Annotated in this window: 1 protein-coding gene (only partly in view); it reads right to left on the reverse strand. The window is 72.5% G+C overall.

Going from position 1 to position 13,980, the window contains the following annotated elements; all coding sequences use genetic code 11:
- Nucleotides 1-13,980, reverse strand: the final stretch of a protein-coding gene (locus ACFXHB_RS32410) for a DUF6349 family protein (protein WP_380578330.1). 14,220 nt of this gene lie beyond the right edge of the window; the window shows 13,980 of its 28,200 coding nt (coding positions 14,221-28,200); the start codon falls outside the window, past its right edge; the stop codon is at nt 1-3.

Genomic DNA, 13,980 nt, shown 5'->3' on the forward strand with positions numbered 1-13,980 from the left:
TCAGCCGCCCGCCACCGGGCGGCGCCCGGCCGCGGGCGGCTGGGGTCGCTGCTGCTGTGCCGGACGGGTGCCGGCCTTGGCCTGACGGCTGCTGGCCGAGCCGCGCCCGGCCGCAGCCGCGGCGACCGGCGCATCGCCTCGCAGGGCGTCCTTGACGAGTTGCTTCATGACCGCGAGGTCCTGGTGGGCCGCGGAGGTGGTCGCGGCGGCCGCCTGCAGCGAGGCCAGGACCACGGGTGCCGCCGCCCTACTCTGGGTGTTGCGTACGACCGGCCTGGGTGCCGCGGGGTCAAGGGACTCCAGGAGGTTCTTCGTGACCTTGCCCTGCGAGGTGTCCGGTCCCACACGTCGCAGGTGGTCCTCGGCGAAGGCGCGCAGGGTGGAGCGGACTTCGGCTGGCGTCAGGTCGGCCGGGGACGCCGGGTCGGCATGCTGCCGGCTGGGCGGCCCGGACAGAGCGGGCAGGGTGGCGTTGATCCGCTGGTCGAGGTCGGCGATCTGGTCGGGCCTGACGAGGGTCGGGCGCAGGGTCACGCCTTGCTGCTGCGGGGGAATGGGACCGACGACGCCGACGCCTTCGAGGGCAAGCAGGACGCGCGCGGCGTCGGCGTAGCTGAGGTCGAGCCGGTCCCGGAGCATGAGGGGTGAGGCGGGTGCGCCCTCGGCAATGATACGGGCGGCGGCTCGCAAGCTCTCCGGGGGCAAGGCGTCTTCGTCGCTCAGGGCCAGGGGCCGGCCAGTGATCTCCCGGCGCATGCCTTGGGCGATGTCCGTGAAGAGTCGGGCCGTCTCGGGCTCGGCGCGCCGGAGCTGGTCAGCTCGGGCGTCCAGGTGTCGTGCGAGGTCGGCGCGGGCGGTGATGGGATCGGGCGTGGGCCGGGAGCCCGCGACCAGCTCGGCCGGCTCCCGCAGTGCGGCGTGTTCGGGTAGAGGCAGCTGGCTTTGCCAGGCTGCCTCGGGTGTCCCTGCGACCTGGGCGTGGCCGGCGGCCAGGGTGTCCTCGCGGTGGGCGTTGAGGATCCAGCGTTCCTGGAGCGCGAGCCGCTGGTGGGGCGCGAGGTTCGGCTGCTCGAGCTCCTGGAGGAGGGCTCGCCGCTCGGTGCGCAGCGTCTGGGAGGCGCGGGAGCGGCTGAGGAAGGAGGTGTCGTCGTAGTAGCCCTCGGGGCGCACGCGGTTGGTGGGGAGGGTTCCGCGGAGGTGTTCGCGGTGCTCTTCGAGGCGGTGGCGGGCGCTGCGGGCGAGTTCGTCGGTGCGGGTGGGTGGCTGGTCGCCGGCGGTGCGGCGGGTGGTGTAGTCGGTGAGGAGGTCGCTGACCTTCTCGACGGCGCGCAGCCAGAGGGTCTTGAAGAGGCCCACGGAGCGCAGGTCGGTGCCGAACCTCTCGCCGCTGTCTGCGGCTGCCTGGAGGGCGTCGGTCATGCGGTTCCAGAGGGACATGATCCCCCTCCACGCCTGGTCGGCTGTGTTGCCGAGACGCCGGTCGATGTCCGTCAGCCAGGTGCCGACTCCCTCTGCTGCGCGCCGCAGCCAGGGCAGTGCCTGCTCGTCGGCCTGTTCAGGAGCGGGCGCGGGCGGCGTCTGCGCTGTCGCGGGACCGTATTCGGGGGTTACGTCGGGCGCTGCGGCATCCCGTTCGGTACGTACTTCCTTGGCGACGGCCTGTAGGTCGCCTTCGATCGCGATCTGCAGTTGGGCATCGCGGGGTGAGGGGCTGTGTCCCAGGACGCGGGCGCGTAGTGCGTCGGCTGCTCGGTAGAGGTTACGCAGGGCTGTCCAGGCCGGAGAGCCGCTGTGACCGCGAGTCGCGAGTTCGTTTCCGAAGCTGAACGCGGCGGAGGCGATGCCTTGGGCGCCGAGGGCGGTGACGGCCCGGGCCAGCCGTTCGAGGCGGTGGTCCCCGGGCGCGCTCCGCAGGTGCTCGCTGATCGTGGACCAGGCGTCCAGGGCGGCGACCTGGACGCTCTGGATATGGAGCCACTGCGGCATGTTCAGGTACCAGGCGGCGTCCCGCTCGACGGCTCCGATGGCCTCGGCGAGCGTGGCGGGGCTCTCCGGGTCGGCGGTGCTCCGGGTGGCTGCGGCGTCCTCCGGAGTGAACATCTGCTTGAGATGGGACCGGAGCGCGGCGACTTCCCGGCGAAGGACCTCGATCTGCTCCAGGGCGCCTTCCGTGCCGGCCGCTGATTCGGTGATCGCGGTGGCTGCGCTGTCGACGAGCTGGTCCATCGGCGCTGCCTGGTTGTCGGCCGAGTTCGGTGCGGTGGTGGTGCCCGCGGCCGGGGCTGCCTGTTCCGACGTCGTAGCCTGCGACGGCGAGGGGGTACCAGCTGTACCGCCCTCGGCAGCCGGGCGTCGCCTGACCGTCCGAATCGCTCCTCCCGGAGCCAACGGACCGACGACTCCGGCCTTCTCCATGGCGTCGAGAAGCTTCTCGGTGGCCACGTAGCTGGTCCCCAGTCCGGCCCAGAGCGCGAGCGGGGAGGCGCTGGCAGAGAGACTGATGATACGGGTCGCCTTGATGATCAGGTCGGGCGGCGGGTCGGTCAGGGCCGGGGCTCCGGGCCGGTCAGATGGGCGGCCGGTGACCTCCAGGCGCAGCTGCTGGACCGTGTCACGGAACGCTGTCGCGACGTCGGGGCGATCCTTGGCCTCCTGCGCTGCTCGCGTCGTGAGGTGACGGATCAGGGCCAGTCGCGCGGCCACGGGGTCCTGTCCGGCGGGGGCGCCGGCTACGAGCCGCGCTGGTTCGGGGGCGGTGAAGTCGCGGTCGATCCACACGCGGCGCTGCGTGCCGGGGAAGGTGCCGTCGACGGGTTCGCCGTAGGTCGCACGCCACTCGTTGTCCTCGCCGTGGGCGTTGAGGATCCAGCGTTCCTGCAGTTCGAGGCGGTGCTCGGGCGTCAGGTCGGTGCGCTTGAGCTCGTCGGTGATCATCTCGCGGCCGGTGGCGAACGTCGGGCCTTCGGGGTCTCCGCTGGGCTTGCCCATGACGTGCCGGTACGGGGCGTCGCTCTGGCCTGCCCTGCCCGTGGGGATGGGAGTTGTCACGTCCGGTTCCTCCGTCGGGCCGGGTTCCGACCGGTTTCCGTGCTCCGGGATTTGCTGGTGGTCGGCCTGGTCGAGGATCTGCCGGACGCGTCCGATCTCCTCATAGGTCGGGTGGTCGCCGGCCGCGATGATGAGATGACGCACCGCCTGGTCGCCCTCGCCGCGCGCGAACATCTCCGTGGCCTCGAGGACCCGCTCCCGGAGCCCGGGCAGGTGGTCCGGCCCGTCGCCGAGGCGGAACGCCAGGTCCCGCACGAGGTTGAGGAACTGCACACGCTCGATCGGGGCGACGCTGGTAGGCAGTTGCTCGGGGAGCCGCTCGGCCCAGTGGGCCAGCCATGCGGGTGAGCCGACCGGCGCGGGGGCGGGCGGCACCGGGTCCGCCAAGGGCTCGGGTGCTGGCAGGGGCTCTGTCTGGTGTGTCGCAGGTGGATTGGCGTCGGGCTGCTGGGGCTGGGCCGGCGCAGTGGCTTCTGGTGTGGTCATGGTCGGCCTCTGAGTGCGGTCGGGGTGGGCGGTGGTCCCCGTTGCCGCCCGGGCTGCGCGCAGTTCACGCATGGAGGCATCGCCCAGGGCCTGGTCGGCGAGGTGGGACAGCTCGCGTTCGATCTCCTCCGCCAGCGTCTCCAGGTCCAGGCCCAGGACAGCCAGGCGGGGTAGCTGGCGTGATATCTCCTGCGGGTTCCCGGAGGCGAGGATCAGCTCGACGGCCTTCTCGGTCGCCTTCCACGCCTGGACCGGGTCGCCGGTCAGCGGGGCGAGTTCGGCGTCGAGAACGGCGTCGAGGGCCGGCTGATAGTTGCTCGACATGAGGGAGTAGAGCGCCTCGGGGCCTTGCGTTTCGAAGATCCGGCCAGGGTCGTTCTTGACCGTCGCGTCGTTGCCTGCGGGCAGGCGGACGGCGTAGACGCGCCCCCGCCAGCCCTTGAGCAGGTCCCAGGCGGCCCGCAGTGCCTTGTCGCCGGCTTCGTCCGGGTCGAAGACGAGGACGATGTCGCGTCGCCGGTCCAGGGCCGCGAGGGCCTGTACCTGCTGCTCTGTGAGGGCGGTTCCGCACGGCCCGGCGGGGATCGGCGCCGGCCGGTCGGCGCGGCGCAGGGCCTCGCCCACGGCCACGAGGTCGAAGGCGCCCTCCGCGATGACGAACGGGCCTCGGCCGTCCAGGGCCTGGCGGTGGTGGCCAAGGCCGAGGAGGGCCTCGCCCTTGGTGTACAGCGCGGTGTTGCGGGTGTTCACCCACTTGCGGTTGGTGTCGGATGCGCGCAAGGCCCGGCCGGTGAAGGCGATCACGCGGCCGTCGCCACTCAGGATGGGGAACGTCACTCGGTTGCGCAGGGCATCGAACAGGCCCCGGTCGCCTTCCGCGCTGACACCTGCGGCGAGGAGCTCGGCGTCGGTGAAGCCCCGGGCTCGCAGGGCTGCGGTCACGTAGGTGCCCGAGCCACCGGGGGCGTACCCGACGCCCCAGTGCGCGGCAACGGGGCCCTCTGCGGGCACGCCCCGTTCGGCGAGGTAGCGGCGGGCGGGCTCGGACCGTGCCCCCGTGCTGAGACTGGTGGCGAGCAGGTCCTGGGCGGCGGCCAGGACCTGGTGGAGCCGCTCTCTGGCGGGCGCGGCCGGTGTCGGGGCCTGCGGAGCGGGGACTACAGCATCCGGCTGGGTCTGTGGCTCGACGACCGCAGGGACACGGAGAGCGGAAAGGAGGTCGGTCGGGTTGGCGGCCCGGAGCTCGGTTGCCGTCCACGCTGCCGCGTTCGGGCCGGGCTTGTGGCCGAGTGCGGCGGCCACCTTCACACCGTCGGGGGTGAGGACGACGGCCAGGTGCAGGACCTGCTCGTCAATGACCGGCCCCGGTGCGGCGTCGCGCGCCAAGCGGGCCATGCCCGGCTCCGAGTCCAGAACGTCCTGGTACTCCTCCAGTCGCGCGAGCAGTCCGGTACGAACGACGGTGGCCGGGTCCTGGGACTCCGGAAAGGGTTCAGCCGCCGTCGACTGTGTGACGACATCGGCGGTGTCGGCTGCGTCCGCAGGGGGTTCTTCGGCCGCGACGGAGTCCGCAGGGACGCCGACGGCACCCGCAGGCGCCTCCGGCGCAGCCCCCGGCTGTTCGACGATGTCGAAGGGATCTGCGGCGGGCTCCCCCACCGCGGTTGGAGCCTCGGGGGACGCCTCTGCTCCCGCAATCACTCCCGGCGCAGCCGCCGTCGGCTGCGCGGCGACGGGCTGGGGGCGGGTGGCGCGGGCGATGGCGGTGTTGCGGGGGATCGTGTGGCTGGCCGGGGTGCCGTCGATGTCGAGGTCGAGGTGGACGGCGCCCAGGGTGTCTGTGGCGGCGGTGACGATCCGGGCTGCCTGTCGGGTGGGGTGGCCGGGGAGGGTGATGGAGATCCAGTGGCCTTGCCGGAGCTCGTCGGCCCAGGCGTGGCCGTCCTGGGGGGCTGCCCGGTCGGGGTTTGTCTCGAACGGGGCCCGTTCACGGACGAAGTGGGAGCCGGGGCGCTGGAGGTCCCGCTCGAGGCCTGCTCGGGTGGCCAGCAGCAGGTTCGTCAGAGTCGAGGGGTGCGCGCTGGTGTCGGCGAGGTGCCGGGTGACGGCTTCCTCGAACTGTGGGTCCGCGAAGTCGAGGGGCGGGGTGGCGCCGGCGAGCGGTGGCGTGTGGAGGAGGATCGCCGCCCTGGCGGCGAACCGAAGGGCCTCTCCCTTGCTCTCGAAGCGTCGCAGGGCGGGGGGCAGGGGGGTGAGGGCGCCGCCGGCCGGCATCAGGTTCCACCCGTTGTCCGCGTAGAAGGTGACGAACAGGCCGTCCGCCACCGGGGCGAGTGTCTTGGCTTGGCGCGCCGTCTGCAGGGCGTCGTGTCGTTCGTCGTCCGCGTGCTCGGCCGCGGCGGCCAGCAGTGGACGTGCACCCTCCGTGTCGGTGGGCCGGGTGATGCCCGGCGTCGGCGGGAAGGTGAGGACGCCTTGGCCGGCCTTCTTCCGGGTGATCGCGACGTGGACCGGCTCGTTCGTGACGACCTCGTAGCGTCCGCTGCCGCTGCTCGGCGGCCTGACAGCCTGCTCCGCGCCATGGACGCGAACGGGACCGGCGGAGTCGACCCAGCCGTCCGGAAGTACGGCTTGGGAGGCCCGAGCCCACGCCTCGGCGTCCCGCACACGGCGCGGCAGGCTGGCGGCGTCCATCCAGAACGGCGACGCGAAGACGGGGGTCGAACGCCAGCCGGGGTGCGTGTGGTCGAGCACGTCCGCGACAGCGCTCGCCTGGTCACTGCGCACGGGGCCCCGGTGTGGGCAGCGCAGGCAGGCGCCGCGGTGCTCGTGTCCCCGGGACTCGACGCTCGGCCAGTGGCTGTCCGGGGCGGCGTGGTCGGGAACGGCGTCGGGGTGGCCGGGCGCGATCTGCCAAATCGCCTGCTCCTGTGAAGGAGCAACGGGCGCGGCTGGCTCGGCGGCTGCGGCGGGTCCGTCTTCTGGATAAGGCTCCGGCGTGCGGAGGGCGTCCTCGGCAAGGGCGGTTCCTTCGGAGCGCTCGGCCGTCCTCGTCTTGACCGGGGCCGGGGTCATCACGTGGTCGGGGGTTGTCACGTTCTGGCCGCTACCAGGCGTTGTTCGGGGGGCGGGTGTCTCGGTGCTGGGCATGACGGGGGTTGCTGCGTCCGGAGGCCGGGGCACAGGCCTGGTCAGTACGGTGCTCCGCGGGCGCGACTTCGGGGCTGGGGGCTGTGCGGGCGGGGAGCCTTGTTCGCGGTGGGCCCGCAGGTGGGCCGCGGTGCGGGCGAACGTCGCGTCCTCGTCCAGGCCGGGGGTGACGGCAAGGGTGTGGGCGATGGCCTCGGCCAAGTCACGACCTTCGCGGTCGCGGAACGTCTCGATGAGCTCGTCCACCTCGGGGGCGTCCCAGGAGAATGGGTTGCCGTCCGCGTTGGTGATGGACTCCAGCGCGTTGGCGATCATCTGGGCGTGGGTACGGGTGGTGATCCTGCCGGGGTGGTTAATCCTCGCCAGGAACCACGGCAACCGGACTTCCCAGCCCACGTCGTGGCCCCGCTTCGGGCGTCCGCTGAGCGGCCTGTCTCCGGCACGCATGATGACCAGGCGTCCCCCTTCGGAGAGGGAGAAGTGCTCGTCGGCAGACAGGCGGATGCGTTCCTCGTGGCGCATCCGGGCGGCGCGCTGGTCGTGTGCGCGGGGAATCGGCTGCTCGCGGTAGTGCTCCCTCAGCTGATCGGCGTCGTCGAAGAACGGCAGCTCGGGGCCATCGGCCTGGGTGCCTGGGGCGGTGAGCAGGGCGATGGGTTCCGGCACGGCGGCCCCCCATGAGCGGAGGGAGCCGGCGAGCTGGTGGAGCGCCTGGGAGGCTCGGCGAAAGTCCTTGGTCCGCTCGGGGGCGCCGAGGGCGAGGGCAGCGATGGTGCGCCCCCATTCCCCGGAGGCCGCCCTCCTCAGGACACCGGCGGGGTCCGCTTCGGTACCGGACCCGTCGGGGCCCTCGGGCGCTTGGCCGGCCGGAAGTGCGACGACGGAGCTGGCCTCGATGGTGCGCGGCCGCCCGGTGAGAAGGTCGGTGGCCTGCCAAGGACCGGGGCCGGCATCGAGGAGACGTGCGACGGTGTAGCTGCCGTCGCTGTTCTGTACGCGGACGTCCTGGCCCTGCCCGAGCGATCCGGGGATCGCGGAGAACGCCCAGCCTTCGGGAACCTCCAGCTCGGTTCCGGTCGCCCGCGCCGCCGCAGCGGCGGCGAGTGTGCCGAGGTCGGCTCCGGACGTCGCCTCCAGGCGTCCGGCAAAGTGTCCGGCGAGGGTGTGGAGGTCGCGGGCCGCCCTGCGAACCGACTTCAGCGGGTGCCCGGCGTCGATCCTCGCCTCGATCCGGATGTTGTGGTCCTTGTCGCGCGAGGCCCGCTGCGCGGCATGGCGAGTCGCGTCGTCCGGGTGGCCGGCCAGAACGCGAGCGGCTGCGACCATCTCTGCCGGCGGGATCAGGATCTCCGCTGTCAGGGCGGCGGCGGGAGCCGCTCCGAAGTCGGACCGGGCAGCCGCCAGGACGCTCTTCGACGCCTCCTCCGCCGTGACCTCGTACTTGCCGATGAGGGCATCGAGGACCACCAGTGCCTGCCTCAGTCGCTGGTGGGCACCGAGAAGGGTGACCGGGTCTGTGAAGGGGCCGTCCTCCTCCAGGCGCGACTCCGCCGCTCGCTCGGGCGCGGCAGTCTGCTGGTCCCGGGGTGGGACGGTGGCGGCGGTGGTGATCTGGGTGCCTCGCCGTGCCGCGTACACGGCGGCGACGTTGTGGAACTCGCCGTTGGTGGTGCGCAGGGTGTTGAGGTTGGCGTCGGCGACGGTCAGCCAGTCGCTGTCACTGATCAGGACGTCGTCGCCCGCTTGGAGGGGTTGCGCGGCCCAGAGCGCCACCCGGCGGTCGAAGGGCAGGGCGGAGAGCACGGCGCGCAGGCGGCGGCGTTCGGCGGGCGTCAGGTCGGCGCCGTCGGGCCGACTCGTCGGCTGCGGTTCCGGCGCGGCCTGGACCTCCACCGCCGGCGAAGCCGGCGGGGCAGGTGCGGGGGTGGGAATGAGAGCGGGAGGCTGCGGGGTCGTGGGCATGATGGCGGCGATGTCCGCGGCCGAGAATTCGATCTTGCGGGCGTGCCGGGTGTGACCGGTGTAGCGGTCACCGACCGGGTCTTGGGTGACGGAGTCGACGGTCACCGTGCTGTAGCTGGTGGTGGCGGGCCGGATCATGCGCGGCGAGTACCTGCCCGGTGTGGCTGGTGTGTCGAGCCGGGCGAACGGGCCATCCAGGTCGATGACACGCACCTGGTCGCCGACCGCCAGCTGCGGAGGGACGCGGCCGTGGGTGATCGCGATCCATCCGGCAGGGGCGGCCTGGCGGGCTGTGGCCCGCTCGTGCGCGTTGGCGGCCAGCTCGATTCGGGCGCGTTGCAGTTCGGTCCGTGGCTCGCCCGCGAGAAGCGAGTGTTTGGCCACGGTGCCGCTGACGAGGACTTGGTCCCCGGTTGCGGCGGGGCCGCCTTCGGGGTTCCACAGGACCAGGGACTGGCCGGCGTCGGTGCGCAGCCGGACCCGGAGTGTGGGGCCCGTGGCGCCGTTGACGATGCCGGCTTCGGCGACTTCGGCCAGGAGCGGGGCGAGTTGCTGGCCGGGCCGGCCGATGTAGCGGGCGGCTTCGGGGATCGGGAGTGCCTCATCCACCGGTTCCTCTTCCGAGGGCTGGGTGAAGGTTGACGGGTCACCGCTGGCGGGGTTGGTCGTGGAGGCCGGTTCGGGTGTCTGCGCGGTTTGCGGTGCCGGTGCGGCGGCGTCGAGGGTCTGGTCCTGTCGGTTGTCCTGATGGGGGGCGGCCCATGGGTCGGGCTCGCCCGGGCGCGGCAGGGTGACGCGGCGGGTCTCCGCCTCGTGGGCCTTGAGGGGCAGCCACTGAGCGAGGCGCTCGAGGACCTGCTTGCGGCGACGTTCCGCCGTTGGGGTGCTGTCGTCGATGACGATGTCGGCGGCGGCGCTGCGCGCGGCTTCGGCGTAGGCGCGCATGTGTGCGGAGCTGAAGACGTACCGGAACCACACTCCGGGCCTGAAGGTCATCGGCTCCGGGCCGTCCTCGCGGTCCGCCGGGAGGTGTAGCAGGTTGAGTTCGCGGACCCGGGCCTCGGTGAGTGTCAGCTCCTCGTGGGCCTGGCCGGGAAGGACGGGGCGCTTGTCGCTGTTCAGGCCGCGGTCGTGGTCGTAGGCGGCGGCCTTGGCGGCCCGGAACTGTGGGATGCCGACGGTGTCGGGCATGGCGTCGTGCCACTGCATGAGGTGGGGGTTGCCGCCGCGGGCGTCCTGTCCCCACCAGTAGCGGCGCCCCTTCGGGCCGATGCGTGCCCGGATCCAGCCGATGACATTTCCGTCCGGGTCCGTGACGAGTCCGTAGCCGGCGACTTCGTCGAGGTGCGAGAGGCGGGCGCCGTCGTCGGCGAGGTCGATGCCTTCGGTGGTGGCCGCCTGGGCCAGGGCTGCGGGCCAGTGCTCGCGGGAGCGCTGGGTCGCGGGAGTTCCTTCCGGACGCCACAGCTCGCCCACCGGCCGCGCGGTGAAGCCGTCCTCGGTTTGGACGTGGGCCTTGCCCTCGTCGTCGACGGCGAAGAACCGGCCGACGAGACCCTGGTGGCCGTGGACTTCCTCCCCGAACTCGAAGGGACTGGGTACGGGGGCGGCCGCGGTTGTGTCGGGGGCGTCGGCCTCGCTCGCGTCGCCAGCCGGTTCCTCATCGGCCTTGTCCGTCGCCGTGTCCTGGCCAGGAAGGGGCTCGGAGCGGGCCTGGTCGCGCCCCTGGCGTTCCTCGGCCTCGATGACGGAGTGCTCGGGCGTGTCAGGGAGCCCAGGCGTGTCCTGGACCGCGGCCGCGGCCGAATAGTGCTGGGGGCCTGCCGCCGGCGGTGTCTGGTCTCGTGGGATCTCAGCTTCTCCGGCGACCAGCGGTGTGTCCTGGTCGGCGCCGACCACGGTGATGAGCGGGGTGCCGTAGGGGTCGGCGGACAAGGGGTCCGCGGCTTCTTGGGCAGCCGGGGCGGGGATCCCGAAGTCGCGCTCCTGCATGGCGAGCCAGCTGCGGCCGCCTTCGACCGGGGTCGCCGGGTCGGCGGGCCGGGAGGTGCCCAGGTTCGCCGTGTCTGCGGGGACCTGCTCGGTGAACGTCTGTCCGTGCTGTTCGCCGCCGACAGTCAGCGAGCCGTCAGCGGCCCGTTCGACCGATCGGAGAATGAACGGCTCGCCCCAGCGATCGGGGGCGACGGCGAGTTCGCCTCGGCCGGCGATCTCCGGGAGGGGCAGCCGAACGCTCTCGCCAGGGGCGACCTGGGCCCAGGCCGCGTAGCTCCAGCCGGCCGGGGACCGGTCCTCGTGGCGCCGGCGCAGCTCGTGGACGCCTGCGATCGCGTCCGGGATCGCTCCGAAGATCATGTCCATCGCGGAGCCGCCGTCGACATCGACGGCCGCGAAGCCGTTGCTGGCCGGCACGACGCAGCCGACCAGCGCGCCGGCCTCGTCGGTGACCCGCACCAGGTGCGGGGGGGCCTGCTCGGGTTCGGCCATCCACCCGCGAAGCTGGGCGCGTTCCTGCTCACGGCTGACGTTGAGGCCGTGGTGGTGCTCGGCGCGCTGGGCGAGCAGGGCTCGCCGTCGTTCGATGAGCGGTTCGTGCGTCGGGTCTTCGGCGGGCAGGTCGAGGCTGGTGAGTTCTGCGGTGACCTCGGCGGAGGTCATCTTGGCCGGGTCGAGCGAGCCCGGGCGGGCATGGCCGGTGGGGACCGGCGAGTCGGCGGTAGTGATCCGGCCGGCCCGGCGGCGGGCGATCACCCATCCCGTCCGAACGGGGGCGGAGTCGCCAGTGTCGAGGGAGGTGGTCTGGACAGTGCGGACGGTCTGCCACCAGCCCCTGGCGAGAAGCATCTCGTCACCGGGCCGGAAGTCAACGGGCGACCAGCGGCGCGCGCGGTCGTCAGCGGTGTTGGCTTCGAGTCCGCGTCGTTCGTCGGTGGTCAGTTGTTCGAGCGGATTTCTGTGGCGGCCGCCGGGTTCGAGCGCCCCCGTCCGGTCGGCGGCGTCGAGATAGACGGGGATCTCGCGTCCCAGGTCGGCGAGACGCTCGACCAACCACGTGACCCGTGTATCGCGCTTGACCCGCTGCTTCCAGGCCGTCGGCAGCTCCCAGTACCGCACCAGGCCGTCGGAGGTGACGCGCCTGAACCCGCCGACAGCCTTGCGGACCTGGTCGAACTCCTTGTCCTTGGGGTCGACCCCGTGCAGGCGCGTGACAGATCCGTTGTGCTCGATCCACAGCTGCGTCTCGGCCTGGACCGCGGCGCGCGCCGGCTCTGCGGGTGTCGGCACGACGGCCTGCTCGGTGGCGGGTTGCAGGGCCGGCTCAGTGGTGGGTTGCGGTGCCGGCGTGCGCTGCGCGAAGTCGAGGAGTGCTCGTTTGGTGGTCTCGTTGACGATCTCCCAGGTTCCCGCGATGCGGTACCCGGACCTGCCGGCGAACGCTTCCGCCCGGTCTGTGGGGACTGCCGCGATGTCGCTGGCAGGCTTGGATGACGCCCGCCGGAACCTGGAGCCGCCGACGGGAATGAGTCCGGCACCGTCCGACTGACGGATCCTGTACTCGCTCGCTCCCGTGCCGGGGTCCACGGAGATGTACACCCGGCTCATCAAGGGGGGTGTGTAGCCCTCCGATTCCTCCAGCAGAGAGTCGACGGCGGTACCCCGCCGGGGCGCGGCGTGGCGGCGCAGGACGTGGAGCATCTCCTCGCGGCTGGCCGCCTCCAAGTTGGTGCCGTCGGCGGTGGCCATGTGGACGATCTCGTCGGTGCCGACGTCGTAGGTCCGGCCGCTGGTGGTAAACAGCAGTCTGGGGCCGGGAAGCCATTCTTGCTGCTCGTCGGCGGTCGGTGCTTCGGGCCACAGGCTGGTGTCCGCCGGTAGCGCGAACAGCTGGGCCGCGTGACGCACGGCTTCCGGTACCAGGCCTTCGGCGTCCGGGGCTGTCGCGAGGGATGTCGAGCCGCCGAGGGAGAGGGTCCACTGCCCGGCGCCGCGTTGGTCCTGCGTGAGCTGTGCGGAGAAGCGCAGCCCGTCGACGGTGATGGTGGCCGCGCTGGCGTGGTGGCGCTCCATCCGGACCAAGGAGGGCAGGGAAGCGGTGCCACGCGTGTCCGCAGCTGGCTCGCTCTCGTGAACCTCGGCCCCGCCGGCCGGAATCGTGGTGGCCGGTCCTGGCGCAACAGTTGGGGCGGGGAGCTGTTGATCGCCTGCCTGAGGCGTGGGCGCCGCCGTCGTCGCCGTCGGTGCGGGGTTGTCGAAGTCGAGCTGTTCCTGCCCCGCCGTCTGGGCCTTGGCCTGGCGTTCCTGACGCTTGGCCGACGTGGTGCCCGGCCGGTACGGGACGGGCGCGCCTGCCGGCATGGCGACGATCGCCGAGGCGGGGAAGACGAAGGGGAACCCTGGGGTCATGCTCTCGTAGTGCTCGCGGCCGGTGAGCGGGCCGATGCGCGTGGAGAGGTAGGTGTTGCCGCGTCCGCGGACACGGACCCTTTCGCCGCCTTGGAGGGCGAGGTGGTCGCCGACGACTTCCTGCCATCCCTCGGGGGCGGGCGCTTCGGTGGGCTCATCGCCTGTCGGGGCGATCGCGTTGCCGTCGGCGTGGGCTCGGATCAGCGCTGTCCGCTCTGCGGCGGCCTGCTGGTGTGCCTGCACCCGGGGTTCGGCGAGCAGGCGCGAAGCGAGGTCCTGCTCGTCGGGGCCCGCGTCGACGACGTATTCGGTGCGGGGGTGGACGCCGTCCAGATGCCGGCCTGCGGAGGAGGATGCCAGGTTTTCCTCGGGAAGCCAGGTGTAGAGGCGCAGGTTCGTCGCGCCGCGGCGTTCGGGCCCGGTGCCCGCCACGAGGAAGGGCCAGCCGAACAGCTTAGTTCCGCTGTATGGGGGTCGGACCGCGCGGGCGATCTGGCCCGGCTGCAGTTCGTCGGCGCGCAGGATGCGGCTGGTGGCGGGCAGTTGCGCGGCCCAGTCCGGCGTCGGAGCGGGTCCCTGGGGGGCGGTGGCGCGAATCCGTCCCTGGGGCACGAGGTGGTCGTGTCCTTCGGGGTCTCGGACCCACCAGGCCACCGCGTGCTCGGCCATGGTGACGTGGCAGTACGGAATGTGGGTGCCGTCGCGGGTGTAGATCTCGACGGTGTCGCCGGGTACCCAGCCGTCCTGGGCTGGGAACGGGGTGAGGAAGTCCGGGATCCGTCCGGCGGCGACGTCTGCTGCTGCCTTGGAGACAGCGTCGGCGTTGCGGGCCGCACCGCGCCTTCCGATTGCGAGGTCCTCCCGCATGTCGGGCTGCTTCATCCGGGCGGTGGCCCGGGCGACAATGGCCGAGTCGTGGGACAGGGGGAC

The organism is Kitasatospora sp. NPDC059327 (assembly GCF_042752535.1).
Lineage (GTDB): Bacteria > Actinomycetota > Actinomycetes > Streptomycetales > Streptomycetaceae > Kitasatospora.